Source organism: Streptomyces sp. NPDC029836 (genome assembly GCF_055574495.1).
Genome location: NZ_JBVHZI010000008.1, coordinates 319,597 through 344,292 on the forward strand (window position 1 = coordinate 319,597; position 24,696 = coordinate 344,292).

The 24,696-nt window shown below is 73.2% G+C and carries 21 protein-coding genes and 1 tRNA gene; 11 read left to right on the forward strand and 11 right to left on the reverse strand.

Annotation, left to right across the window (positions count from 1 at the left end):
- The first annotated feature begins 32 nt into the window (after nt 1-32).
- Complete coding sequence (locus ACZ4XJ_RS24050; RefSeq protein ID WP_362883795.1) at nt 33-224, forward strand: hypothetical protein; 192 nt, start codon at nt 33-35, stop codon at nt 222-224.
- A 63-nt stretch (nt 225-287) separates the two neighbouring features.
- On the opposite strand, the gene ACZ4XJ_RS24055 is transcribed toward ACZ4XJ_RS24050, so the two are convergent.
- Nucleotides 288-1,196 carry a polysaccharide deacetylase family protein gene (locus tag ACZ4XJ_RS24055; RefSeq protein WP_468497287.1) on the reverse strand — a complete coding sequence of 303 codons (909 nt, stop codon included), beginning with the start codon at nt 1,194-1,196 and terminating at the stop codon, nt 288-290.
- 17 nt (nt 1,197-1,213) lie between these two features.
- Nucleotides 1,214-2,152, reverse strand: coding sequence for a PPK2 family polyphosphate kinase (locus ACZ4XJ_RS24060; protein ID WP_468497288.1), 939 nt, complete (start codon nt 2,150-2,152; stop codon nt 1,214-1,216).
- A 236-nt stretch (nt 2,153-2,388) separates the two neighbouring features.
- Here ACZ4XJ_RS24060 and ACZ4XJ_RS24065 point away from each other — a divergent pair, with 236 nt between their 5' ends.
- Nucleotides 2,389-4,971, forward strand: coding sequence for a hypothetical protein (locus ACZ4XJ_RS24065; RefSeq protein ID WP_468497289.1), 2,583 nt, complete (start codon nt 2,389-2,391; stop codon nt 4,969-4,971).
- Entirely contained in the window at nt 4,968-5,843 is an 876-nt protein-coding gene (locus ACZ4XJ_RS24070; RefSeq protein WP_468497290.1) for an immunity 49 family protein, read from the forward strand. The genes ACZ4XJ_RS24065 and ACZ4XJ_RS24070 overlap by 4 nt, the downstream gene beginning before the upstream one ends.
- A 25-nt stretch (nt 5,844-5,868) precedes the next feature.
- On the opposite strand, the gene ACZ4XJ_RS24075 is transcribed toward ACZ4XJ_RS24070, so the two are convergent.
- From ACZ4XJ_RS24075 to zapE, 3 genes are all read right to left on the reverse strand, one after another.
- On the reverse strand, nt 5,869-7,248 hold the full coding sequence (locus ACZ4XJ_RS24075) for an alkaline phosphatase PhoX (RefSeq protein ID WP_468497291.1): 1,380 nt from the start codon (nt 7,246-7,248) through the stop codon (nt 5,869-5,871).
- Between the two features lie 217 nt (nt 7,249-7,465).
- Nucleotides 7,466-7,891, reverse strand: a complete 426-nt coding sequence (locus ACZ4XJ_RS24080; RefSeq protein WP_362883784.1) for an OsmC family protein — start codon at nt 7,889-7,891, stop codon at nt 7,466-7,468.
- Between the two features lie 60 nt (nt 7,892-7,951).
- Nucleotides 7,952-9,055: a cell division protein ZapE gene (zapE, locus tag ACZ4XJ_RS24085; RefSeq protein WP_468497292.1), complete on the reverse strand. Its 1,104-nt coding sequence runs from the start codon at nt 9,053-9,055 to the stop codon at nt 7,952-7,954.
- Between the two features lie 36 nt (nt 9,056-9,091).
- On the opposite strand from zapE, the gene ACZ4XJ_RS24090 reads away from it, so the two are divergent.
- The 4 genes from ACZ4XJ_RS24090 to msrB all read left to right on the forward strand — a co-directional run bounded on the left by ACZ4XJ_RS24090 (nt 9,092) and on the right by msrB (nt 12,412).
- A complete protein-coding gene (locus ACZ4XJ_RS24090; RefSeq protein ID WP_362883780.1) occupies nt 9,092-9,874 on the forward strand; it encodes a pyrimidine reductase family protein in 783 nt (260 codons plus the stop codon).
- Between the two features lie 149 nt (nt 9,875-10,023).
- Nucleotides 10,024-10,491, forward strand: a complete 468-nt coding sequence (locus tag ACZ4XJ_RS24095) for an indole-3-glycerol phosphate synthase (RefSeq protein WP_362883778.1) — start codon at nt 10,024-10,026, stop codon at nt 10,489-10,491.
- A 94-nt stretch (nt 10,492-10,585) separates the two neighbouring features.
- Entirely contained in the window at nt 10,586-11,980 is a 1,395-nt protein-coding gene (gene murC, locus ACZ4XJ_RS24100) for a UDP-N-acetylmuramate--L-alanine ligase (RefSeq protein WP_383994899.1), read from the forward strand.
- Between the two features lie 15 nt (nt 11,981-11,995).
- Nucleotides 11,996-12,412 (forward strand): peptide-methionine (R)-S-oxide reductase MsrB, encoded by a 417-nt coding sequence (gene msrB / locus ACZ4XJ_RS24105; RefSeq protein WP_362883774.1) that lies wholly within the window; start codon nt 11,996-11,998, stop codon nt 12,410-12,412.
- 303 nt (nt 12,413-12,715) lie between these two features.
- Here msrB and ACZ4XJ_RS24110 read toward each other — a convergent pair whose 3' ends face one another.
- The 3 genes from ACZ4XJ_RS24110 to ACZ4XJ_RS24120 form a co-directional block, all read right to left on the reverse strand.
- The gene (locus tag ACZ4XJ_RS24110) at nt 12,716-13,189 is read right to left on the reverse strand and encodes a pyridoxamine 5'-phosphate oxidase family protein (protein ID WP_362883772.1); all 474 of its coding nucleotides are present in this window, start codon (nt 13,187-13,189) and stop codon (nt 12,716-12,718) included.
- A gap of 84 nt (nt 13,190-13,273) precedes the next feature.
- A complete protein-coding gene (locus ACZ4XJ_RS24115; RefSeq protein WP_468497293.1) occupies nt 13,274-13,825 on the reverse strand; it encodes a hypothetical protein in 552 nt (183 codons plus the stop codon).
- Between the two features lie 63 nt (nt 13,826-13,888).
- A complete protein-coding gene (locus tag ACZ4XJ_RS24120) occupies nt 13,889-16,525 on the reverse strand; it encodes a GTPase-associated protein 1-related protein (protein WP_468497294.1) in 2,637 nt (878 codons plus the stop codon).
- A 456-nt stretch (nt 16,526-16,981) separates the two neighbouring features.
- Between ACZ4XJ_RS24120 and ACZ4XJ_RS24125 the strand changes: the two genes are divergently transcribed.
- Nucleotides 16,982-19,045, forward strand: coding sequence for a phosphocholine-specific phospholipase C (locus tag ACZ4XJ_RS24125; protein WP_468497295.1), 2,064 nt, complete (start codon nt 16,982-16,984; stop codon nt 19,043-19,045).
- Between the two features lie 165 nt (nt 19,046-19,210).
- A complete protein-coding gene (locus ACZ4XJ_RS24130) occupies nt 19,211-19,966 on the forward strand; it encodes an alpha/beta fold hydrolase (RefSeq protein WP_468497296.1) in 756 nt (251 codons plus the stop codon).
- An 81-nt stretch (nt 19,967-20,047) separates the two neighbouring features.
- Here ACZ4XJ_RS24130 and ACZ4XJ_RS24135 read toward each other — a convergent pair.
- Nucleotides 20,048-20,120, reverse strand: a tRNA-His gene (locus ACZ4XJ_RS24135).
- Between the two features lie 209 nt (nt 20,121-20,329).
- Complete coding sequence (gene treZ / locus ACZ4XJ_RS24140) at nt 20,330-22,081, reverse strand: malto-oligosyltrehalose trehalohydrolase (RefSeq protein WP_468497297.1); 1,752 nt, start codon at nt 22,079-22,081, stop codon at nt 20,330-20,332.
- Between the two features lie 110 nt (nt 22,082-22,191).
- Between treZ and ACZ4XJ_RS24145 the strand changes: the two genes are divergently transcribed.
- Nucleotides 22,192-22,755 carry a DUF1707 and FHA domain-containing protein gene (locus ACZ4XJ_RS24145; protein ID WP_362883704.1) on the forward strand — a complete coding sequence of 188 codons (564 nt, stop codon included), beginning with the start codon at nt 22,192-22,194 and terminating at the stop codon, nt 22,753-22,755.
- Between the two features lie 71 nt (nt 22,756-22,826).
- Nucleotides 22,827-23,288, forward strand: coding sequence for a GNAT family N-acetyltransferase (locus tag ACZ4XJ_RS24150; RefSeq protein WP_468497298.1), 462 nt, complete (start codon nt 22,827-22,829; stop codon nt 23,286-23,288).
- On the opposite strand, the gene ACZ4XJ_RS24155 is transcribed toward ACZ4XJ_RS24150, so the two are convergent.
- Nucleotides 23,270-24,589 carry a M14 family zinc carboxypeptidase gene (locus ACZ4XJ_RS24155; protein WP_362883713.1) on the reverse strand — a complete coding sequence of 440 codons (1,320 nt, stop codon included), beginning with the start codon at nt 24,587-24,589 and terminating at the stop codon, nt 23,270-23,272. The two genes, ACZ4XJ_RS24150 and ACZ4XJ_RS24155, sit on opposite strands and share 19 nt — an antisense overlap.
- Nucleotides 24,590-24,696: the final 107 nt, after the last annotated feature.

Here is a 24,696-nt window from a genome sequence, read left to right on the forward strand (position 1 = left end):
CGGCCGCGGCCGGGGTGAGTAGGCTCGTACGCATGGACCAGCCGCAGGAGAACGCGCCGTACTGTCCCGCCCCGGCCGCACCCGCCGGGCGGGTGCCCGGGCCGCCGTACGCCGACTGCGTGGAGTGCGGCAAGCCCACCGAGTACGGGGTCGCCACCCCGGGCATCGTGCTGTGCCCGGTCTGCGAGTGGCAGGAGGCACAGCGCACCGCCTGCTCCGGCTGACCGGGCGGTGTGCCACGGCCGACCGGGCGGTGCGTCGGCTGAGCCGGCGGGCGCCGCCCGGGGCTACTTCCCGATCAGGTCGGACACCTTCACGAAGCGGTACCCGCGCGCGCGGAGCTCCGGGACGACCTTCCGGATGGCCTCCTCGGTGACCGGGGCGGCACTGCGCGTGCAGTGCATGACCACCACCGAGCCGGGCTTCACCCCGGCGAGCACCTGCTCGGCCACCGCGTCGGGGTCCTGCGCGAAGGCGTCCCCGCTGACCACGTCCCACTGCACGGCGGTCACCTCGGCCTCGCGGAGGGAACGCAGCGCCCGGTCGTCGTAGCAGCCGCCGGGGAAGCGGAAGTACGGCACGGTGTTGACCGCGCCGGCCGTCCGGAACGCCGCGAAGGCCCGGTCGACGTCGGCCCGCGCGGCCTCGTCGTCGAGGGTGGGGAGCCCGTAGCAGGGCGCCTTGAAGGCGTGGTGGCTGTACGAGTGGTTCGCGATCTCGAAGTTCGGATCGGTGCCGATGGACTTGGCCTGGTCCGGGTACTCCTCGGCCCAGCGGCCGGTCATGAAGATCGTCGAGGGCACCTGGAGCCGGCGCAGGGTGGAGATCAGCTCGGGGTTGTCGAAACGTTCTCCCGAGGCGGCGCGCGGCCCCTGGTCGGAGGTCATGTCGGCGTCGAACGTCAGGGCGACGGTCTTGTCGGTCCGCTGTCGCGCCCGCTCGAAGACCGGGGTCAGCCCGTTCGGACCGGGGGCCATGGTAGGGGCCCGGCCCGGCGGGCCGGCCTGCGGGGAGGCGCCGGAGGGAGCCGGCGAGGCGGCCTGCGAGGCGGCCGGGGCCGAGGCCGCCGGGCTCCCCGGGCGGGCCTGGCCGTCACCCCGGGACGGAGCGGTGCCGCCCGCGCATCCCGCGAGGGCGGCACCCAGAGCAGCACCGAGGACGGCCACGACGGCCGCTTTGCGCACAGAAGTGGTCACATAGGCAAAATATATGACTATGTGGCAATCAGACGGGTGCGGCACTCCTCCACGTCGAAGTCACCCGGCGGGTAGACCGGATCGATCGCCTCCAAGTGCTCCAGCAGGAGCCGGCCGACCGCCCAGTTCCGGTACCACTTCCGGTCGGCGGGCACGACGTACCAGGGCGCCTCCGTCGTCGAGCAGCGCTCCAGCGCCAGCTCGTACGCCTGCTGGTAGGCGGGCCACGCGGCCCGCGCCTCGATGTCGTCCGGGCTGAACTTCCAGTGCTTGTCCGGGTCGTCGAGCCGCGCCAGCAGACGCCGGCGCTGCTCCTCGTAGCCGAGGTGCAGGAAGACCTTGACGACGCTCACCCCGTCGTCGGCGAGGTCCTTCTCGAACCGGTTGATCTCGGCGTACCGGCGTTTCAGCTCGCTGCGCGACACCAGCTCGCGCACCCGGGCGACGAGGACGTCCTCGTAGTGCGAACGGTCGAAGATGCCGATCTCCCCCGGCAGCGGGAGGGCCTTCGTGACGCGCCACAGGAACGGGTGGTCCAGCTCCTCGGGCGTGGGCGCCTTGAAGGACCTGACCCGGCAGCCGGACGGGTTGAACAGGCCGATCACGTGCTTGACCGTGCCGCCCTTGCCGCTGGTGTCCATGCCCTGGAGGACGAGGAGGACCCGGCGGCGGTCGCCCGCGGTGCTCGCCGCGAACAGCCGGTCCTGGAGGGAGGCGAGCCGTTCGGCCATCCGGGCGGTCGCGGCCAACCCGGACGCCTTGTCCGTGGGACCCTCGGGCGTCCCCGCCGGATCCAGGGCCGACAGATCCACCCGCTCCCCGACGGGAACCCGGAGCGCCGCCCCGAGCGCCGCCCCGTCGAGGCGGCCACCGTCCCCGCCCTCGCGCTCCCGACCCTTGTGCCGGGCCTCCTTGCTCTTCTTGCCCCCGTCGGCTTCCTTGTCCTTCTTTGCCATGGCCGGTACCTCATTCGATTGGTTCCGTCCGATCCTCCGGCAGGTCGAACAGATTCGCGACACGGAGTGGACGGGTGTCGAACCACTCCCACCGGTTCCCGAGCGCACCGCAACGCCGGTGCGGGGGTGACGGGTTTGTGATCGACACTCTGATTGAGTAGACAGGTGTGCGATTGCGCGATGCGAGTGCGAAGCAGTGACAGCCGAAGAGCGAACTCCCCGGGGGCGGGTCAGAAGTGACGGATCACGTACCGATCAATCCGTGCACGATCCCGCAGTTCACGGGTGATCTGGCGGCGTTGGAGTCGGACCGGGCGAAGTTGGATTCGGCGGCGGGGACGTTCCGTGATGCCGGGTCGAACGTGGATGCCGCGTTCCAGGGGTTGTCGGCGTTCTACACGGCGCCGGAGGCGGCGCAGTTGTTCGCGACGACGAAGCCGGTGAAGACGGACAGTGATTTCTTCGCCGACCAGTTGGAGTCGGCGGCGAAGGCGTTGGGCGAGTACGTCACCGAGGCGCGGCCGATCGTGGCGCGGTTGAAGGAGCTCCAGGCGAAGGCGACGACCTTCACGGGGAAGATCGCCGGGGACGAGCACTGGAAGGACGACGGGGACAAGATCGATGAGAACAACGATCTGATCCACGACGTCAACGCGGCGGTGTCGGCATTCTGGGCGGCGGAGCGGACCTGCGCGAACAAGATCCGTGCGTTGTACTGCGCGCCGCCGTTGACGACCGATGACGGCAGTCACGGCGCGAACATGTACGGGTACAAGGGTGAGGACCTCAACAACGCGCAGGACCTGCCGTGGGGTTCGCAGTTGGAGGAGACCCACCGGGCGTGGGAGATCGGGTACTGGGTCAAGTCGTTCGTGTGGGACGGGCTGATCGTCGACGGTGTGTGGGGCACGATCAAGGGCCTCGGCACGCTGGTCGGTTTCGGCGGGCTCGACGCGATGGGTCAGGCCTGGACGGGGTTGGCGAAGCTCGCCACGGGTCTGGCCATCACCATGAACCCGAACCCGGCCATAGCCCTGCAATTCTGGACGGCCGACGAAGCGTCACTGTCGCCCTGGGAACGCGACTCGCGCAACGCGATGAAAGAGACCGGCAAAGCGTTGGTCGCGTGGGACGAGTGGGGCAAGAACCCGGCGCGCGCGGCCGGAACGGTCACCTTCAACGTCCTGACGACGGTGTTCACGGGCGGCGTCGGCGCGGCGACCAAGACGGGATCGGTCGCGAAGGTCATCGCGACAGCCGGCAAGGCCGGCCGCCTGATCGACCCGATCACGTACATCGGCAAGGCCGGGTCACTGACCAAGCTGAAGGTCGGCGATCTGTTCGCCAACTTCGGCAAGGTGGACGGGGCCTTCCCGAAGATCGACGGCGTGGTCTGGAAGGACCTCCCCAAGGCCGAGGCTCCGGGGGGCGTCACCTTCCCGCACCCGGACGACACGGTCCGCCTCCTCGACGACCCGCTGGGTCGCCCGCAGTACTACGACAGGACCACCCACCAGCTCCTGGACCACAAGGGCGTCCCGAAGCAGGACCTCACCTCGGTCCCGAAGGGCCCCGACCACCCCTTGGCGGAGGTCCCGGTCCGCCAGGAGGTCCCGGCAGCCGTCGGTGCCCACACCCCGGGCGGAGCGGTGTCGCACACCCCGGGCGGCGTCGCGGACAACACGGTCCGCAACAGCCACACCGAACCGGGCGGTGGCGGAGCCACCGGCGGAGGCCGGGACACGACCCCCACGGGTGGCCACGGTGACGGGGTTCCGCACCAGGGCGGTGGCGGAGGAGGAGGTGTCCCCCGGCAGGGTGGCGGAGGGGTCCCGGACAACCTCGGCCGCGAGCCGGGCGGCGGCGCGGGCCCCGGCACCGACGGCACCGGGCCGGCAAGGCCTGGCCACGGCGAGCGGCCGCCGCTCCCGCCCCACCGGGACAACCCGCACGACTACACGATCGCCGAACGCAAGCAGATCATGGAGTACCAGGTCCACCGGGTGAACGACCCGACCGACGGGTACCGCCAGCAGTACCTGAACAAGCTCGGACACCGGCTCCGGCTCGTCCCGGACCACACCGGACTGGTCCCGCCGCAGATGATCGAGGTCACCCCGGGCCACTGGGTGCCGAAGTCGAAACTGCCGCCGCCGGTCCCCCCGAACTACCTGGATGACGCCAAGACGGTGGAGCACGACCACCCCACGGTCACCAAGGAGATGACCGAGACCCTCGACCGCGCGGCGAAGGAGCGCCACGACGCCATGGAGGCGGACCGCAAGCCGCACACGGACTACAGGGACGCCAAGGAGGCGCACAAGGCCGCCGGCACGGACGAGACCCTGGCCGCGATGGAACAGGCCAAGGCCCACCACAGTCCCTTCCACCGCGCGCTCTCGGAGAGGAGCGAGGCATTCGGCGAAGCCATCGCCCGAGAGCACGCGATACCGAAGGAGTTCCCCGGCGCCAAGGAAGAGACGGTCTTCGGCCCGGCCAACGGCAATGACCAGTTCGACCAGGTCTACCGGCACGGTGACCGTTACGTGGTGGTCGAGGCCAAGGGCAACGTCCGCACCGAGCTGGGGGAGCGGCGCGTCGGGGGCGACCGGGTGTCTCAGGGCACCCGTGCGTACTTCAGGGACATCCTCGACCAGATGGAGAAGCGCGGCGAGGCGAACCCGCTGGAGAAGGAGCTCTTCGACAAGCTCGATGCCGCGTTCGACGCAGGCAAGATCGACTATGTGGTGGTCAAGGGCGCGGACAACACCGGCACCTACGCCGGGCATACCATCCAAAGGTTCGACATCAGCAAGTGACAGGGGAAGATATGACGGTCATCGTGGAGAGCCACGCCGCCCCCCGGCCGGCGAGCGCCGACTGGGTCCGGGGCCAGGACGAGCGGTTGGTCGCGCGTATCGAGCAGCTCGTCGAGCGCCCGGTCAACCTCGACCGGGTCTGGGGCCAGGTCAACCTGCACGTGCAGTCGCGCACCCTCGTGGATCCGAGCGCGACCGAACTGACCACGTGGGAGACGGTGGTCGACGCGGCCCAGTTGGGTTCGGCGCTCTTCCGTACGGCGGGGATGACCGAAGGCACCACGCAGTGCCGCATCCACCACGCGATGCGGACCCTGCCCGCGACGGGTCCGAACCACGAGGCCCGCCCGTCGTCGTGGCTGCGAGCGTTCTGGTACGCGATCATCACGCGCGACCAGCCGCGGATGACGGAGCTGTGCGAGCTGCCCCTCGACGTGCTGCGGGCGTCGGGCGCGGACCACGACGACTACCTGTACCACTGGGTGGCGACGCTCCAGGCGTACTGGCTGAAGCGGCCGGAGCTGGTGGAGGAGCTGACGGCCACGTTCGACAGGTCGCACCCGGACGTCGCGGTGATCGCGGGCCGGGAGTACATCCAGCATGTGGCCTATCCGCCGATCAACCTCTTCTACAAGTTCCTGCGCAAGGACGAGGAAGGATTCCACACGGCCCTCGTCGAGGCCCTGGAACTCCACAAGCAGTACTGGACGACCACGCCCGAGCGGACCGAGGACATCGACGGCCGGGTGCCCGTCGCGATCCTCGCCATCGCCTGCCTGGCATACGACGGCGGCATCCCGGTCCGGGTGGAGTCCGCGTACCTGCCCGAGCACCTGCTCCGGCGTTCCTGGGTGGGGGAGTTCGAGGTCTGACGGGCCGGGCCGCGCGGGGTTCCGTTCAGCGCCAGGGGCCGGTGACCGCGAACGTCGTGCCCGGGGTGTAGGCGTTCACGAACATGGTGCGGCCGTCGGGGGAGAAGGTGACGCCCGCGAACTCCCCCCATTGCGGGTCGCCGGGCGGGCCCACGTCGTCCGCGTTGCGGGCCACCGGGTGGACCGCCCCGCCGGGGGTGACGCCGAAGACGTACTGTTCCCCGCCGCCGTCCTCGCAGACCATCAGGCCGCCGTCCGGGGCCAGACAGATGTTGTCGGGGGAGTCGCCGGGCAGGTGCGTCCCGGCCGACGGGCCGAACAGGACGTCCAGCCGGAGCCGGCGGCGCAGCGGGTCGTAGAACCAGACCTGCCCCTGGTGGTCGGCTGCCGAACCCTCCCGGCTGCGCGCGTAGCTGGAGACGAAGTGGACGCCCGCACCGCCCCAGTAGCAGCCCTCCAGCTTCTGCGCGTGGGTGATGCCGCGCGGCCCGAAGTCCTGGAGCCGGACGGGCGTCACGCGGGCCGACGGGTCCGGTACGGGCACCCACTCCACCGGGAACTCGGCCCCCGGCCGGTCCACCCGGGAGAGGTCCGCGAGCCCGGGCACGCGCAGCGCCTCCAGTACGCCGCCCGCGCGCAGCGAGCCGGGTCCGCCGAGGGGGCGGGCGGGCAGGAACCGGTAGAACAGGCCGAAGGGTTCGACGAAGGCGTCCTCGGTCTCGTAGACGACGCCCCGGTACGGGTCCACGGCGACGGCCTCGTGGGCGAAGCGCCCCAGCGCGGTCAGCGGCACCGCGCCGAGGCGGCGGGGGTCGGCGGGGTCGACCTCGAAGACGTACCCGTGGTCGCTGGCGTATCCGGCGTCACCGGCCCGGTCCTCGGTCTCCTCGCAGCTCAGCCAGGTGTTCCAGGGGGTCCGGCCGCCCGCGCAGTTGACGGCCGTACCGGCGAGGGCGACGCGCTCGGCGGTGACGGTGCCCGCCGGGTCCAGTTCCAGGACGGTGCAGCCGCCCAGGGCCGCCGGGTCGTACGTCAGGCCGTCGACGGCCGGTACGCGCAACGCGGCGGTGGTGCGGTTCTCGTGGTTGCGCACCAGCCGGACGCGGCCGGCGCCCGCCGCCCCGCCCGCCCCGAAGGCGGCCATGCCGTCGCAGTTGGCCGGCGTCGTGCCCTCGCCGGAGCGCAGCGGCCGGCCGGCGCGCGAGAGGACCCGGTACGAGAACCCGGCCGGTAGGTCGAGCAGCCGGTCCGGATCGGGCAGCAGCGGCCCGTAACCGGGGGAGCCGGTGCGGCCGGTCACGACCGCGGCGGAGCCGGCGGGGACACCGGAGGCGAACAGCGCGCCCAGGGCCCCGGTGAAGGAGACCGCGCCTGCCGCCAGCAGGCTGCGTCGGGTGACGGACATCGGCAACTCCCCGCTGTACCCATGGAGATGTGACCGGCCCGTGGTACCACGGGGCGCCCGCCGGCAACCGGCGGCGCGTGCGCCCCCGGTGGCCCGTCACCCCACCGGGCCCCGCCCGACGCGACGACCGGGCCCGGGGGGACGCGCGGGCCCACCGCGACGCGCGGGCCCGTCCGGCCGACGGGGCGGGCCGGACGGGACCCGTGTACGACGCGGATCAGACGAGCTCGGCGCTCAGGGTGATCGTCGTACCGGTCAGCGCCTGGCTGACGGGGCAGTTCTTCTTGGCGTCCTCGGCGGCGGCGGCGAAGCCCTCCGCGTCCAGGCCGGGGACCTCGGCGCGCACGCTCAGGTGGATGCCGGTGATGCCCTCACCGGGCTGGAAGGTGACGTCGGCCTTGGTCTCCAGGCGGGTGGGCGGGGTGCCCGCGCCCGCGAGGCCGTGGGAGAGCGCCATCGAGTAGCAGCTGGAGTGCGCGGCGGCGATCAGCTCTTCCGGGCTGGTCTTGCCGTTCGCCGCCTCGGAGCGGGAGGGCCAGGAGACGTCGTACGAGCCGAGGCCCGAGGAGTCGAGGGTGACGACACCCTTGCCCTCCAGCAGGTTGCCTTCCCAGACGGTGTGCGCGTGACGCGTGGTGGCCATGGTGATCCCTTCGCAGGTGTGGAAAAGCCGGACCGCGAAAGCGTGCCGGCCCAGCCAAACCTACTGGGAGACCAGGGGCTTCGCGTCGCGGGCGAGGGCGGTGAGCCGCGATATGGCGCGGAAGTATTTCTTCCGATAACCGCCGTTGAGCATTTCTTCACTGAACAGCCGGTCGAAGGGCACCCCGGAGGCCAGCACCGGGACCTCCCGGTCGTACAGCCGGTCGGCCAGCACCACCAGGCGCAGCGCGGTCGACTGGTCCGGCACCGGGCCGACGTCGGTCAGGCAGACCGCGGCTATGCCGTCGGTGAGCGCGCCGTAGCGGCTCGGGTGGACCTTCGCCAGGTGGTCGAGCAGGCCGGGGAAGTCGTCCAGGCTCGCGCCCGGGGTCGCGTACGCGGCCTTCGCGACCTGTTCGTCCGAGAACGGGGCGGGGGCGTCGGGCAGGCCGCGGTGGCGGTAGTCCTGGCCGTCGATCCGCAGCGGTCGGAAGTGCGCGGACAGCCCCTGGATCTCGCGCAGGAAGTCGGCGGCCGCGAACCGGCCCTCGCCGAGCTTGCCGGGGAGCGTGTTGGAGGTGGCGGCGAGCGCCACGCCCTGTTCGACCAGGCGGCTGAGCAGCGAGGACACCAGGACGGTGTCGCCCGGGTCGTCCAGTTCGAATTCGTCGATGCACAGCAGCCGGTGCCCGCCGAGGGTCTGCACGGTCTGCTGGAAGCCGAGCGCGCCGACCAGGTTGGTCAACTCCACGAAGGTGCCGAACGCCTTGAGCGCGGGCTCCGCCGGCGTGGCGTGCCACAGGGAGGCCAGCAGGTGGGTCTTGCCGACGCCGTAACCGCCGTCGAGGTAGACGCCGCGCGGTCCGGCGGGGGCGGTCTTCGGGGCCTTGGAGAACCAGCGGCGCTTGCCGGAGCCGCTCGCGTGGGCGCCGCCGAGGCCCGCGGCGAAGCCGCTGAGCACGGTGACGGCCTCGGTCTGGCTCGGCTGGGCGGGGTCGGGTTCGTAGGTGTCGAAGCGCACCGAGTCGAAGCGCGGGGGCGGCACCATCTCGGCCACCAGCCGTTCGGCGGGCACGCGGGGTTCGCGGGCGCACAGGGCCAGCGGGCCGGCGTCGGCCGTCGGGTGCCCGGAGGCAGAACCGGAGGTGGAGAGAGAGGTTGACACAGCTCTTAACTCTACGGGGCGTGGCACACTGCACCGATGCGACGCCTGTTCCCTGTGACCGATCAGACATCAGCCCCGTCCCAGGACCCGGCCGACCGCGAGTGGTCGCTCGACGAGCTCGCGGACGCCTACGCCTACCCGGAGCTGGCGCCGGACGCGCACTGGTTGCGGGCGAACATGGTCTCCACCCTGGACGGGGCCGCCCAGCACGACGGACGCTCGCAGCCCATCTCGGGCGAGACCGACATGCGCATCTTCGGCACCCTGCGGGCGCTGGCCGACGTGGTGGTCGTCGGCGCGGAAACGGTTCGCCAGGAGGGGTACCGCCCGGCCCGGGCCCGGGAGGTCTTCGCGGCGCGCCGCGCGGCCGCCGGCCAGGGGTCCGCGCCCGCCATCGCGGTGATCACCGCGAGCATGGAGCTGGACTTCGACCTGCCGCTCTTCACCTCCCCGCTGGAGCCGACCCTGGTCCTCACCGGAGCGGCGGCGCCCGCCGAACGGGTGGCGCGGGCCCGCGAGGCCGGCGCCGAGGTGATCGTCGCGGGGGACGGGTCCGCCGTGGATCCCCTCCGGGCGGTACGGGAGCTGGCCGGGCGCGGGCTGCGCCGCCAGCTCACCGAGGGCGGTCCGCGGCTGCTGGGCCAGTTCGTGGCCGCCGACGTCCTCGACGAGCTGTGCCTGACGATCTCCCCGACGCTCACGGCGGGGGACGCCCAGCGCATCGCGGGCGGGCCCGGCGTCACGGTTCCGCACCGGCTCTCACCGGCCCGCGTACTGGAGGAGGCCGGGTTCCTCTTCACCAGCTACCGTCGGATCTGACAAAGAGGCGGAATTTGACGTTCCGCTTTGCTTCCGCCGGGCACATACCTGGGCACACATATCCGCGCACGGCCCCGCGCGACAGCGGGGCAGGATGGTTTCCGCAGGGGCCGGCCGACCGGCCCCGGCCCATGAAGGAGAGGGCGTCCGTGTTCACGAGCGTATTGATGATCGAGCAGCCGCTGACCACGGTGGACGTGGACTTCGTCACCACCCTGCACGGAGACGACCAGGTCTCCTTCGTCGTCCTCATGCAACCCCGGGGAGACCAGGACCGACTGCTCCGCGCCATCGACGACGTAGCGCTCGGTGAGCTCCCCGAAGCCCTGCACGAGGGCGACCGACCCGAGGGGGAGCAGGCCAGGGGACCGGCCGCCCAGGCCCTCGAACACTCCCTGGCGGCCCTGCGCCACAAGGGGGCCACCGCCGTCGGGCAGATCATCGAGGACCATCCCCTCGACAAGCTGAAGGCCGTCGTGGACGAGACCGGAGCCGACGAGGTGATCGTCCTGACCGCCCCGCACTTCGTCGAGGAGTTCTTCCACCGGGACTGGGCCTCCCGGGCCCGGCACAAGGTCGGGGTTCCGGTGCTGAAGCTCTTCGCCCACAACGAATAGGCTGGTGCGGTCACACCCCACGGCCCGCCGCAGCCGGCCGCGCCCCGCACACGGCGGTCAGCTGCACCCCGCACACGATCCAGGAGCGACCTGAATGAAGCCCGGCCTGCCGACCGCCATGGAACGGCCCCACTTCATCGGCATCGGCGGCGCCGGCATGTCCGGCATCGCGAAGATCCTCGCGCAGCGCGGCGCGAAGGTGGCCGGCAGCGACTCCCGTGACTCCGAGACCGCCCGGGCGCTGCGCGCCCACGGCGCGACCGTCCACATCGGGCACGCCGCCGACCACCTCGCCGACGACTCCACCTGCGTGGTCGTCTCCAGCGCCATCCGCGCCGACAACCCCGAGCTCGCCCGGGCCGCCGAACTCGGCATCCCCGTCGTGCACCGCTCGGACGCCCTCGCCGGCGTGATGGAGGGCCTGCGCCCCATCGCCGTCGCCGGCACGCACGGCAAGACCACCACCACCTCGATGCTGGCGGTCTCCCTGTCGGCGCTCGGCCTGGACCCCTCGTACGCCATCGGCGGCGACCTGGACGCCCCCGGCTCCAACGCCCACCACGGCGAGGGCGACATCTTCGTGGCCGAGGCGGACGAGAGCGACCGCAGCTTCCACAAGTACACCCCGCAGGTCGCGATCATCCTCAACGCGGAACTCGACCACCACGCGAACTACGCGTCGATGGAAGAGATCTACGAGTCCTTCGAGACCTTCGTCGCCAAGATCGTGCCCGGCGGCACCCTCGTCGTCGCCCACGGCCAGGCGGGCGCCGCCGAGATCGCCGCCCGGGTCGCCGGCAACCCGGACCTGCGGATCGTCACGTACGGCGAGGAGGACACCGCCGACGTCCGGATCACCAAGATCACCCCGCGCGGTCTGACCAGTGAGGTCACCGTCGTCCTCGACGGCCGGATGCTCACCTTCACCGTGTCCGTGCCCGGCCGCCACTACGCGCACAACGCCGTCGCCGCCCTCGCGGCCGGTGTCGCGCTCGGGATCCCGGCGCACAACCTGGCCTCCGCCCTCGGCAAGTACACCGGCGTCAAGCGCCGCCTCCAGCTCAAGGGCGAAGCGGCCGGCGTGCAGGTCATCGACTCGTACGCGCACCACCCCACCGAGATGACCGCCGACCTGGAAGCCATCCGCGGCGCCGTCGGCGACTCCCGCATCCTGGTCGTCTTCCAGCCCCACCTCTTCTCCCGCACCCAGGAACTCGGCAAGGAGATGGGCCAGGCCCTCGCCCTCGCCGACGCCTCCGTGGTCCTCGACATCTACCCGGCCCGCGAGGACCCGATCCCCGGCATCACCAGCGAGCTCATCATCACCGCGGCCCGCGGCGCGGGCGCCGACGTCACCGCCGAGCCCTCCAAGGAGGCCGTGGCCGACGTCATCGCGGGAATGGCCAAGCCCGGTGATCTCGTTCTCACGATGGGAGCGGGCGACGTCACGGATCTGGGACCGCAGATCCTCGCCCGCCTGTCGAACTGAGGGAGCGGGAACGTCATGGCGTACGAGGTCCACAAGACGGACGAGCAGTGGCAGGCGGAGCTGACCCCGTCCGAGTACCAGGTGCTGCGCCTGGCGGGCACCGAGCCGGCCTTCCGCGGTGAGTACACCGACACCAAGACGGAGGGCGTCTACTCCTGTCGCGGCTGCGGGTCGGAGCTGTTCCGCTCCACGGAGAAGTTCGAGTCGCACTGCGGCTGGCCGTCCTTCTTCGACCCGAAGGACACCGAGGCCGTCGAGCTGATCGCCGACACCACCCACGGCATGGTCCGCACCGAGGTCCGTTGCGCGACCTGCGGCTCCCACCTGGGCCACGTCTTCGACGGTGAGGGCTACCCGACCCCCACCGACCAGCGGTACTGCATCAACAGCATCTCCCTGCGCCTCACGCCGAAGGAGGCCGCGGGGAACTGAGGTGGTCCTCCAGGGTCCGGCGCGGGGTTCATCCCCGCGACCGGGCCCTGCTCACGTCCGGCGCAACGCGGTGCGAGCCGCCGGTTCGTGCGCGGTGGCGGGCCTTCAGACCCAGGCCTCCGGTTCCCAGGCGTGGAGCAGGTCGAGCAGCTTCGGGTCCCCGTCGAGTCGCAGGGCGGTCCACCGAAACCTACTGCCGCGGCTGATCGACGACCGCGCGACCGCCTTCCGCGCCGCGATCGCCTCCGCGCCCGGATCCGTTTGCCCGACAGTGATTTTCGCCGCCGCCGCGGCGGGGAGAATTCACTGGACCAGCCACTTCCCGTCGCGCATCAGGGTCCGTCCGGCCAGCTCGGGAACGGTTCCCCACGCCTGGAGCACCTGCGGGGTGACCTGGTAGAAGACGTACGACGGCCCGCTCTTGCGCGGGTCCCAGCCGTCCTTCGCGGTGAACGCGTCGCCCACCCCGGCCGGCAGCTCCTCCTGGGGCACCGTGCGCGCGGTGCCCCGGACCAGGACCACGTCCCGGGTGTGGCCGAAGGACAGCCGGACCCGGCCGGAGGCGCTCAGGTTGCGGCCGGTCGGGTTGGTGCCGCGGGTGGCCAGCCACACCGCCTCGCCGTCCCACCAGAAGGTCAGCGGTACGAGGCAGGGCTCACCCTCGGCGTCGGCCGTGGCGACCCACACGTCCACGTCCCGCGCGAGCCGCTCCAACGCCTCCCGCTTGCGTTGTTCGGGGCTGCGGGGTCCGTCGGGGAGGGAGTCAACTTCCGTCATGGGGTGAGGTTATGGCCTGATCCGCTCGTTCGCATCGGGCGCCGGACCTACGCCGTCGGCCGGAGGACCGTCCCCGTCCTGAGGTCAGTGGCTCCGTCGCCGTCCGAGCAGGCGGCCCTGTTCCCGCATCAGGTCGGTGAACCCGCGGTGCGCGTACGCGGCGAGTTCCTCGCTGGGGAACGGCACCACGGACAGGTGCTCGTCGAAGTCGCCGCGTTCCCACCGGGCCGCCGTGATCTCGTATCCGGAGACGTGAGCGCTGAGTTGGAGCAGGATCGGCGGCATCTCCGCCTCGCTCAGCAGGTCGGCGTGTTTGAGGACGAGGTCGCGCATCCGTTGGATGTTGGGGAGGAAGACGGTCGTCACCCACAACCGCCATTCGGCGAGTTCCTCTTCGGTGGGGGACAGTTCGTGCGCGAAGGGCGACCGGCCGTCCTCGCGGGCGTTGCGCGCCATGAACGCGTGGAAGATGCGGCTGTTCGCCTCGGTGAGCGCGAACAACGGTCCGTAGAAGTCGCTGAGTTGACGGTTCAAGCGCGCGAGCCGTTCCTGTCGTTGCGACAGGCGCAGGCCGTTGAGATAGGCGACGGTGTAGCCGACGAACGCCAGTGAGATCGTGACGACCACAGTGATCATGAGGCGCAATCCTAAGCGCGCGCCCCGGGCAGCGCCGGGCCGGTCCACCCGGGCCCGAAGGGCTCAGTGCCCCCGGGGCGGCTCGTCCGGCCGTGGCGGTAGCACGCGGCGGCGGGTGACCCCGGCCCAGTCGCCGCCCGCCGGGCGGTCGGGGGCGGAAGGCGAGGTGCCGGGTCCCGGAGTCGGCCCGGGGGGCGGCGGGAGCGGGCGCCGGCGCCACACGTCCGACAGCCGGTCGCGCAGCCGCGCGAGGGGCTTGGGCCGCCGCCAGGCGCGGAACTCCTCCGCCCGGCGCGCGCCGAGACCGGCCAGTTCCTCCTCGGCCTCCAGGAGCCGCTCGGGCGGCAGGTCGCGTACGGCGGGCCGGAGCACGCCCTCCAACAGATCGATCCGGGTCTCCCGCCACAACGGCCCCGCCTGTGGGTGCGAGGACCAGAGCGCGAAGCAGTCCGCGAGGTAGCGCGGCGAGCGGCGCAGCAGATCCCCGACGCGGGGATCGTGCGCGGTGTGCCGGTACGCCGCCAGCAGCTCGGCGTCCTCGCCGTCGATGAGCGCCCGCAGTCCGCCCGCCCCGGACCGGTCCGGCGCGAGCAACCGGGCAGCCCTCGCCGCGAGGGCGCCGGCCCGGGGATCCGGGTCCGGTGCGGGGCTCCGCTCGGGGTCGGGCCGTACGGACCGGGGTGCGTCCGCGTCCGCCCCGACCGGCAGCTGGACGTCCCGGCCCGGTACGGGCGCGTCCCGCCGGGCGGTGAGCGCCCGCGGCACCGGGTCCGGCGGCCGGCCGACGCCGTCGTCCGTACGGGCGCTCCCGCGCGCCGCGTCCCGTCCGGCCGGCCCGGCGTCGTCCGGCCCGGGGCCGGCCTCCACCCGCAGGAGTTCCCGACGCAGCCGCTCGGGGAGCTCCGCCGCGAACCGGCCCAGCACCTCCCGCGCGAGGTCCGCGGCCACCGGGCCCCCGGCCGGGGACCCGGTCGCCGCCAGGGCGAGCAGGTCCCAGGTACCGGCGTCGCGGTGCACGGGCGCGCCCGTCGTCGCCAGCACCAGGCGGGCCTCCTCCGCCGGGATCGGCTCCCCGCCCCACACCAGCCGCATCCCGGTGCGCAGCACCAGCGGCTCGGCGTACAGGGAGACGCCGCACTCCTTCAGGAGGGCGTCCAGCGCGACGACCCGGTCGGCCCGCGCCCACGCCGGCTCCGCGGCCCGCGCGCACATCCGCAGGTGCGGTACCGCCTCCGCCGCGCCCAGCCGCAGCCCGGTCTGCTCGAACAGGCGGACCCCGGCCGGGGGATCGCCGGCGGAGAGGGCGTCCAACCGGTCGAGTACGAGGATCCGCAGGGCCGGCGATTCGGCCAGCCCGTCCCGTACGTCCCGCCCGTACGCCCGCTCCGGATCGGCCAGCAGCGCGAGCGCCAGCCGCCGCGCCACCTCCGGCAACGGTGCGGCGGAACCCAGCCCGAGGGCGAGGGCGAGGCGCGTGAGCCGGTCCGCGCCCGGCTGCGGGTCGTCGGCGCCCGACCCCGGGCCGGGCGGGAGCGGCGCGTCGTCGCGTACGTCGCCCCGTGTGGGCTCGGGCCCGCCGGTCGGCGCCGGTGCCGCCCGGCCGGGCCCGGCGCCCCGGAGGTCGGAAGCCGCCGCGTCCCGAGCCGGCGGCATCCGTCGGGGGCCGGCCGGCCGGGACGGGGCCTCGGGGCGTACGCCGTCCAGCGCGTCCCCGTGCTCGGCGGTCCACTCGGCCGCCTCCGCGTGGGCCACCGGGTCCAGCGGGAGCCCGGCGGCCAGGGCGAGCGCGGCCAGCGGGCCCGCGTCGTAGGGATCGCCGGGCAGTCGGCGCACCTCCGCGAACAGGCGGGGCCGACCCGCCAGCCAGACCAGCGCCGCGGTCCGGGCCCACGGGCCGGCGGACGCGCCGGTGTCGGCCGGCGTGACGGGCTCGTGGGCGGGGTCGAGGATCCGGTGGCGGTGATCGCGCCCGGGGAGCGGGGCGAGTTCCGCCTCGTCGCCGGGGCGTACGCCGATCAGCTGCTGCGGGGCGTGGCCGGGCCGCCGCGTGTAGGTGGTGAAGGTGAGCCACTGCCCGCGCCGGTGCGGCAGCACGCTGCACGCCAGCATCACCCAGCGCGCCACGTCCTGGCTGTCCCGCTCCACGAGCACGATCCGCGGGGCCTCGGGATCCTTGCCGAGCCTTCGTACGTCGGCGAAGAACCCCGGGAGCCACGCGCCCCGCGCCGCGACGAACGCGGCCAGCGCGGCCGCGTCGTGCCGCCCCGGGGCGGGCACCGTGGCGAGCGGCGCCGGCGGCCCGCCCGTCGGGGTCCACGAGGCCCACTGCGGGGAGCCCCAGGCCGTGATCGGCAGGGCGCCCTGGACCGCCCCGGAACCGGCGGCCCCGGGCAGGTGCACGGCGTGCGCGTGGAAGGCCGGGCCCGGTCCGGCGCCGTCCGGCCCGCCGCCGGTGGCCACCGACCGCGCCAACAGCCGGCTCCCGTCCGAGAGGATGCTCAGGCTCAGCGCCACCGGGAGCGCGGCCAGTTGTTCCTCCGTCGGGTACGGCGGGGTGTCGGCGGGCGCCTCGTACCCGATCAGCGGCCCTGCCTCGCGCAGCAGCGCGGCGGGCACGCCCGGGGTGACCGCGGTGAAGCGCGGGCCGGAGCCCTCCGCGCCGGCCGGCGCCGAGGCGTAGTGGAGCTGCGCGAGGTTCATGCGTCCTCCTCCGACCGCGCGGCGGCCCCGCCGGGCATCCGCGCCGGCCCGTACCGGGGCGCGGCCGCCCACCGGGCCGTGCGCGCCCGCCCGTACCGCGACGCGCCGTCCCGTCCCGGCCGGGGACGCACCCCGAACTCCCTTGTCGCACAGGGCTGGTGTCCCACCCGGGGCGCCCCGTACCGTTCCACCATCGCGGCGGTCGGGCGGTCGGTGGGTGTGCCGGAGCGGCCCCGGGCGTGCCCGCACTCGGTCCCCGCCATACGTCTGCGCCCCCCGTGCAGTGTGTGAAGGTCATTCCAGCAGATGCGGGAGCCGGGCGGGAGCCGTTTCGCGGGGCTTTCCGTTCGTCCGCTGTACGGCCCGACGTCAGACGGGGATCTCCGCCCGGTACCCCGGGGCGGCTGTCCTTGGGGCGCCCCTCGACTCCCCCCTCACCCTCGGAGGTCGTCACCCATGGCCGAAATCAACCGCCGCAGGTTCCTCCGGATCGTCGGCGGGACCGCCGCCCTCACGATGCTGAACGAGAGCATCGCGCGCGCCGCCGCGATCCCGGCGGCGCAGGGCGGCACCGGGACGATCCAGGACGTCGAGCACGTCGTCGTCCTCATGCAGGAGAACCGGTCCTTCGACCACTACTTCGGGGCCATGAAGGGCGTCCGCGGCTTCGGGGACCCGCGCCCCGTGGTCCAGGACAACGGGAAGTCGGTCTTCCACCAGTCGAACGGGACCAAGGACGTCCTGCCCTTCCACCCACAGATCGAGGACCTCGGGATGCAGTTCCTGGAGGGGCTGAACCACGACTGGGCCGGCGGCCACCAGGCCTACGACAACGGCAAGTACGACAAGTGGGTCCCGGCGAAGACGGCCACGACCATGTCGTACATGACCCGGAACGACATCCCGTTCCACTACGCCCTCGCCGACGCGTTCACCGTCTGCGACGCCTACCACTGCTCGTTCATCGGCGCGACCGACCCGAACCGCTACTACCTGTGGACGGGACACACGGGCAACGACGGCACCGGCGGCGGCCCGGTCCTCGGCAACCAGGAGCTGGGCTACGGCTGGAAGACCTACCCGGAGCGGCTGGAATCGGCCGGAGTGTCCTGGAAGGTGTACCAGGACATCGGCGACGGCCTGAACGCGGCGGGCCACTGGGGCTGGATCAACGACGCCTTCCGCGGCAACTACGGCGACAACTCGCTGCTGTACTTCAACTCCTACCGCGACGCCCGGCCGGGCAGCCCCCTGTACGAGAAGGCCCGTACGGGCACGAACGCGGCCGCCGGCGAGGGTTACTTCGACCGGCTGCGCGCCGACGTCGTGGGCGGCAGCCTGCCCCAGGTCTCCTGGATCGCGGCGCCCGAGGCGTTCAGCGAGCACTCCAACTGGCCGACGAACTTCGGCGCCTGGTACATCTCGCAGGTGCTGGACGCGCTGACCGCGAACCCGGCGGTCTGGGCGAAGACCGCCCTGTTCATCACCTACGACGAGAACGACGGCTTCTTCGACCACGTCGTCCCGCCGTACCCGCCGACCTCTTCGGCGTGGGGCCTGTCCACGGCCGACGTCACCCGAGACCTGTACGCGGGCGGTGGCGGCTACGCGGCCGGCCCGTACGGGCTCGGCCCGCGCGTCCCGATGATCGTGGTCTCGCCGTGGAGCAAGGGCGGCTACGTCTGCTCCGAGACCTTCGACCACACCTCGGTGATCCGTTTCATGGAGCAGCGGTTCGGCGTGCGGGAACCGAACATCTCGCCGTGGCGCCGCGCCGTCTGCGGTGACCTGACCTCGGCGTTCGACTTCACCCGGGCGGACGCCGCACCCGCCGCGCTGCCCTCCACGGCGGGCTACGTACCGCCGGACAGGGACCGTCACCCCTCCTACCACCCGACGCCGCCCGCGACCGGCGCGCTGCCCAAGCAGGAGGCGGGCGGGAAGCCGACCCGCGCTCTGGGCTACAGCCCGTACGCGGACGGCAGGGCCACCGTCTCCACCGGCAAGTTCACGCTGACCTTCTCCTCCGGGCCGTCGCTCGGCGCCCACTTCCACACCACTTCGGGCAACCGCACCGACGGCCCTTGGCCCTACACGGTGGAGGCGGGCAAGACGCTGTCCGACACCTGGAGCACCAGCGCGTCCACCGGCAACCGGATCGACCTCAGCGTCTGGGGCCCGAACGGTTTCCTGCGCACCTGGCAGGGCCCGGCGAAGAAGGCCGGCCCCGAGGTGACGGCCCGCCACGTGGCCGCGACCGGCAACCTGGCCCTGACCCTGACGAACGGGGGCACGACCGCGGTGAACCTCACGGTGACCAACGCCTACGGGGGCGCCGCCCAGACCTTCAAGGTCAACGCGGGGGCGAGCGTCTCCCACACGGTGGACCTGCGCGCCACGGGCCGCTGGTACGACGTGAAGGTGGTCTCGGATGCCGACGCGACGTTCCTGCGCCGGTTCGCCGGCCACGTGGAGACGGGCGCCGCCGGCGTATCCGACCCGGCGATCAGGACCGTCTGACCGACGGGACCGGGGGCTCCGCGGCCGGGTCGCGGAGCCCCCGGTCCGGCTCGGCGCGGGTGGGAGCCGGGGCGGGGCGGGACGGCCCCGGCGCGCGGTGTGACGGCGGGCCGGATGGGCAGAGGTACCGCGTCGCTTTCTTCGCCCGTCACCGAGGGGGAACGCATGGCCATCGCCCATCGCAGGATCGGCAGCGGACCCGTCCGCGTCATCGTGCTGCACGACTGGTTCGGGACCTCCGAGAACTGGGGCTCCGTCCTGGACCACCTGGACCCGGAGGAGTTCTCGTACGCCTTCCTCGACTACCGCGGCTACGGCGAGCGGCGGGACATCCCCGGCCGCTACAACCTTCCCGAGATCGCCGACGACGTCCTGGAACTGGCCGACCAGCTGGGCTGGAACACGTTCTCCCTGCTCGGGCACTCCATGGGCGCCAAGGCCGCGCAGCAGGTGCTCGTCCGGGCTCCCGAGCGGATCGAGAAGCTGATCGGCGTGGCCCCCGTACCGGCCGGTCCGTACGCCATGGACGACCGCACCCACGCCCTCTTCTTCGGCGCCGCCGAGGACCGGGACAAGCGCCGCGCCATCCTCGACCTGGTCACCGGCCACCGGACGAGCCGGCGCTGGCTGGAGGGGATGGTCGCGCACTCGCTCGCGATCTCGCGCCCCGAGGCGTTCGCCGGGTACCTCGCGAGCTGGCAGCCGCTCGACCTGTCCGCGGCCGTCAAGGGCAGCACGGTGCCGGTGCTGGTCCTGGTGGGGGAGTACGACCCGGCGCTCACGGCCGACGTGATGCGCGCCACGTGGCGGCCCTGGTACTCCAACTGCCGCGTCGTCACGGTCCCGGGCTCCGGCCACTACCCGCCGCACGAGACCCCGGTGGCCTTCGCGACCGACGTCGAGGCCTTCCTCCGCGGCTAGGCCGGCCCTCCTCGATCTTGCCGGGAGCATGAAAAATCCCGTGGGGCACGAGGAAACCTCGTGCCCCACGGGATCGAAAAGGGTGAGTGACGGGACTTGAACCCGCGGCCACCTGGACCACAACCAGGTGCTCTACCAACTGAGCTACACCCACCACGAAGGGCGGCGGAACCACCCGTTCGATGTGCAAGCACAGCATAGCCGATCAGAGGGGTGGTTCCGCGACCCGTTATCCGGCGGACCGCCGCTGGTCGGAAGGCGTGGGCCCGCTGGGGGTAGCCCCGTGATCACGGAACGTGAGACGGGCGTGGCACCCGCGACGGCACGTCGGTGTCGGCACGCCCGGCCGCCGGGTCCGGCCGGTCAGGGGCCCAGGACCAGCGCCGACTCGCCCGGTACGTGGATCCGGCCGTCCGGCCCCGGGTGCTCGGCGGGCTCCCAGGAGGCGAGGACCCGTACCCCGTTGCGCCCCAGCGCGATCGTCACCGGCTCCGGGGAGAGGTTCACCGCGACCCGGATCTCGCCCCGGCGGAACGTCAGCCAGCGGCGCTCCTCGTCGTGCGCGACGCGGACCGCCGCGAGGTCCGGATCGCGCAGGTCGGGCTGGGTGCGGCGCAACGAGACCAGGGTCCGGTACCAGGCCAGCAGCCGGGCGGGCGCGTCCCGTTCGGGCTCCGCCCAGTCCAGGCAGGAGCGGTCCCGGGTCGCCGGGTCCTGCGGGTCCGGGATCTCCTCCGCCTTCCAGCCGTGCGCCGCGAACTCCCGGCGCCGCCCGGTCCGTACCGCCTCCGCGAGCTCGGGATCGGGGTGGTCGGTGAAGTACTGCCAGGGCGTGCCGGCCCCCCACTCCTCGCCCATGAACAGCATCGGTACGAACGGCCCGGTCAGCGCCACCGTCGCCGCGCAGGCCAGCAGGCCGGGGGAGAGGGAGGCCGAGAGCCGGTCGCCCAGCGCGCGGTTGCCGATCTGGTCGTGGGTCTGGCTGTAGCCGACGAAGCGGTGCGCGGGGGTGCGCCGCCGGTCCACCGGGTGGCCGTGGGTCCGGCCGCGGAAGGAGGACCAGGTCCCGTCGTGGAAGAAGGCCCGGGTCAGGGTCTTGGCGAGGGCGCCGAGCGGGGCCTCCGCGAAATCGGCGAAGTAGCCCTGGGACTCGCCGGTCAGCGTGCAGTGCAGGGCGTGGTGGAAGTCGTCGTTCCACTGCCCGTGCAGGCCCAGTCCGCCCTGGGCGCGGGCGGCCGTGGTGCGCGGGTCGCACCGGTCGGACTCGGCGATCAGGAACAGCGGACGGGCCGTCTCCGCCCCCAGTTCGTCGACGGCCGCGCCGAGTTCCTCCAGGAACGTCAGCGCCCGCCCGTCGACCAGCGCGTGCACCGCGTCCAGTCGGAGTCCGTCGATCCGGTAGTCCCGCAGCCAGGCCAGCGCGCTGCCCAGGAGGTACGCCCGGACCTCGTCGGAGCCCGGTGCGTCCAGGTTGACCGCTGAGCCCCACGGGGTCTGGTGGGTGTCGGTGAAGTACGGCCCGAAGGCGGGGAGGTGGTTGCCGGAGGGACCCAGGTGGTTGTGGACCACGTCCAGCACGACGCCCAGCCCCGCCGCGTGCGCGGCCTCGACGAACCGGGCCAGCCCGGCCGGCCCGCCGTACGGTTCGTGCACGGACCAGGGCGCCACCCCGTCGTAGCCCCAGCCGTGCCGGCCGGGGAAGGAGCAGACCGGCATCAGCTCGACGTGCGTCACCCCGAGGGCCGTCAGGTGTCCCAGCCGGGTGGCGGCCGCGTCGAAGGTGCCCTCGGGGGTGAAGGTCCCGACGTGCAGCTCGTACAGGACCGCGTCCTGGAGCGGGGTGCGGGGCGCCGGGCCGCGCGGGGTGAGCCGCTCGAAGTCCACGACCGCGGACAGGCCGTCGGGCCCGTCCGGCAGTCTGCGTCCGCGCGGGTCGGGGCGGACCACGGGATCGTCCCCCAGCAGGAACCCGTACCGGTCGCCGTCGGCGGCCTGGGCGTCCAGGGTCCACCAGCCGGCGCGGCCGGGATCCCGATCCGGTGTCATCTCGTAGGCGGCGTCGTTCAGTCGCATGGCGACCCGACCTGTCAGCGGTGCCCATACCTCGAACTGCACGGACGGTCCCCTCGTCTCCGGCGGTGTCCAGCATGCGTATCGTGCCCATCATTCCGGGCCTTCCGGAGGACTTCTGGACACTCCGCACCCGACGGGCCGACAATCACCCTGTGACATCGAGTTTCGAGTTCCCCCCCTTCCCCGCGCCGCGGCTCTCGGACGCCGAGCGCGACCGGGCGCTGGGCCAGCTCAGAGAGGGTGCGGCGCTCGGCCGGCTCTCGCACGACACCTTCATGCGCCGGATGGAACTCGCGCTCGCCGCCCGCCGGGCCGAGGACCTCGCCGTCCTCACCGCCGACCTCCGGACCCGGGAGGCGACCGAAGCCCCGTGGAGCCGTCGGTTGTTCGGCTGGGTGGGCCGCGCGTCCGCCGTGTCCGCCGGGGTCCGCCGCGCCTGGCAGGTCGAACGGCTGCCCCGACTGCTGCTCCCGCACCCGGGCGCCGGACCGCTGCGGATCGGCCGCGACCCGGGCAACGGCCTGCGGCTCAGCCACGACACCGTCTCGCGGGCGCACGCGGAGCTGAGCATGCGCGACGGCCTGTGGGTGATCAAGGACCTCGGCTCGACCAACGGCACCACCGTCAACGGCCGCCGCGTGTCCGGCTCCGCCGTGGTCCGCGACGGCGACCAGATCGGCTTCGGCAGCATGAACTTCCGTCTCTCGGCGACCTGACGGGCCGCTCGGCGGGCGACCCTGGTGGGGCCGGCGGCGCGACCCGCCGGTCCGGGGCGCAGGATGGCGGCATGGATGAACCCGCAGCCGTGGTGCGCCCGGCCCGCCCCGAGGACCTGCCGCGCCTCGTCGAACTGATCCACGAACACATCGCCCACGAGCGCTCCGCGCCGCGCCCGCCCGGTCTCGCCGCCCGGCTCGGCCCGCGGCTCTTCGGGCCGCGGCCGCGGCAGTGGGTGCTGTTGGCCGAGACGCCCGAGGGCGTCGTCGTCGGATACGCGGCCTGCTCCGCCGAGTTCGCCTTCTGGGACGCCCGGCACCACCTCCACATGGACTGCCTCTACCTGGCCGACGGGGCCCGGGGCCATGGCCTCGGCCAAGCCCTCATGGACGCCGTCGCCACCCTCGCCCGGGAACGGGGCCTGGACCACGTCGAGTGGCAGACCCCGGACTGGAACGAGGGCGCGATCCGCTTCTACGACCGCCTCGGCGCCACCGGCCTGGCCAAACGCCGCTACGCCTGGCCGGTTTGAGCGCGGGCGGCGTCCGGGCCGGGGGGCGGGACCGCACCCGTTCGGCGCACGAAGTTGCGGGTGAGCCGGTCGTGCGTGGCCAGGACCGTGCGGCACTGGTGTTCCACCTGGGTGGCCACCGGCACCCGGCGGGCCTGGAAGCGGGCCGAGAACTCCTCGCACCAGCCGGTCACCAGCCGGTCCAGGCCCGGGGCGGCCGGATGGCCCTGCGCGCGCAGCACCCGCAGGAGCATCGAGGCGGCGCGCAGCGACAACCGCCGCCCGAAGGCGTCGATGCTGCCGATGGCGGCCGCCGTGGCGTCGACGGGAGCGCCGGGCCCCGTCCACTCGGCGGTGATCCGGGGGATCAGGGCGAGGGTCCAGTCGACGGCGCGCAGCAGGGCGGCGGAGGCCGGGTCCGGCCCCCCGACCGCGCCCCGCGGCCCGGCCACCCGTGCGGCGTCCTCGGTGAGGCGGCCCGCGAGGACGCGCAGGGCGTGCCGCGGGTCCGGGTGCGGGGCCGGATCGTCCACCAGGTCGGACGCCCACATCGGGACCTCGACGATCGCGGTGGTCCCGTGGTGGCGGTGGACGCGGTACCAGGTGCTGAGCCGGGTGTCCTCGGGGTGGAACGCCCCGCCGGGGCCGGTGCCCGACTCCGGCATGACGAAGATCCCCGGCCCGGGGGAGGGCCACCCGGCGGCGTCGGAGGCCCCCGTCTCGACGGGGATGCGCAGCTCGGCGGCCGACCTCCCGAACGGCTCGGCCAGCCCCGGTATGTCCCGGGTGAGCTGCACCCAGGAACCGCCGAGGTCGGTGCCGTGCAGGGAGACCTGGAGGACGGGCCGCAGCTCGTCGATGAGGGCGGTCAGCGCGAGCGTCTCGGGCGGCAGCCGGTCGGGGGCCAGTAAGGACGGCGCCCACTCCGGCTGTTCGGGCCCGGGCGGCCGGAAGAAGTTGCGGTGGTAGTCGAGCAGGGAGTGCGGGCGGGGCGTGCGGTGCAGCTCCGCGCCGTCCGGGTCGGCGCACAGCAGGAAGTGCCAGCCGGCGCCGGCACCGAGGGCGGGGTCCCCGATGATCCGACGGGCGAGGGAGAGGGCCGTGGCCCCGCCGACGGGTTCGTTGGCGTGGGCCCCGGCGACGACGAGTACGTCACGGGCGCCGTCACCGGGATCGACGGAGAGCAGCCACAGCGGCGCCCCCGCCCGGGACGCGCCGGCCCGCCGGAGCCGGACCCGGGCGGGGTGCTCGTCCGCCAGCGCGCGTGCGGCCAGGGCGAGTTCGTGAGGTGTGGGGTAGCGCATATCGCGGAGGAGGTTCACATGGGATGCCATGCCCGCCGGGCACGCCCCCTACTGCTCACCGCGCCCCGCACTTCGCCGAATCCTCTCCGAAAACCCCTGGCCAACGCCTCGCGCGACCCGGCCCC

What these genes read in the sequence shown, in the direction of transcription:
- ACZ4XJ_RS24120 (WP_468497294.1), bottom strand. Translation starts at nt 16,525, where the DNA reads ATGAACCTCGCGCAGCTCCACTACGCCTCGGCGCCGGCCGGCGCGGAG.
- ACZ4XJ_RS24075 (WP_468497291.1), bottom strand. Translation starts at nt 7,248, where the DNA reads ATGTCCGTCACCCGACGCAGCCTGCTGGCGGCAGGCGCGGTCTCCTTC.
- ACZ4XJ_RS24150 (WP_468497298.1), top strand. Translation starts at nt 22,827, where the DNA reads ATGGATGAACCCGCAGCCGTGGTGCGCCCGGCCCGCCCCGAGGACCTG.
- ACZ4XJ_RS24080 (WP_362883784.1), bottom strand. Translation starts at nt 7,891, where the DNA reads ATGGCCACCACGCGTCACGCGCACACCGTCTGGGAAGGCAACCTGCTG.
- murC (WP_383994899.1), top strand. Translation starts at nt 10,586, where the DNA reads ATGAAGCCCGGCCTGCCGACCGCCATGGAACGGCCCCACTTCATCGGC.
- msrB (WP_362883774.1), top strand. Translation starts at nt 11,996, where the DNA reads ATGGCGTACGAGGTCCACAAGACGGACGAGCAGTGGCAGGCGGAGCTG.
- ACZ4XJ_RS24125 (WP_468497295.1), top strand. Translation starts at nt 16,982, where the DNA reads ATGGCCGAAATCAACCGCCGCAGGTTCCTCCGGATCGTCGGCGGGACC.
- ACZ4XJ_RS24050 (WP_362883795.1), top strand. Translation starts at nt 33, where the DNA reads ATGGACCAGCCGCAGGAGAACGCGCCGTACTGTCCCGCCCCGGCCGCA.
- ACZ4XJ_RS24090 (WP_362883780.1), top strand. Translation starts at nt 9,092, where the DNA reads ATGCGACGCCTGTTCCCTGTGACCGATCAGACATCAGCCCCGTCCCAG.
- ACZ4XJ_RS24130 (WP_468497296.1), top strand. Translation starts at nt 19,211, where the DNA reads ATGGCCATCGCCCATCGCAGGATCGGCAGCGGACCCGTCCGCGTCATC.
- ACZ4XJ_RS24110 (WP_362883772.1), bottom strand. Translation starts at nt 13,189, where the DNA reads ATGACGGAAGTTGACTCCCTCCCCGACGGACCCCGCAGCCCCGAACAA.
- ACZ4XJ_RS24115 (WP_468497293.1), bottom strand. Translation starts at nt 13,825, where the DNA reads ATGATCACTGTGGTCGTCACGATCTCACTGGCGTTCGTCGGCTACACC.
- ACZ4XJ_RS24060 (WP_468497288.1), bottom strand. Translation starts at nt 2,152, where the DNA reads ATGGCAAAGAAGGACAAGGAAGCCGACGGGGGCAAGAAGAGCAAGGAG.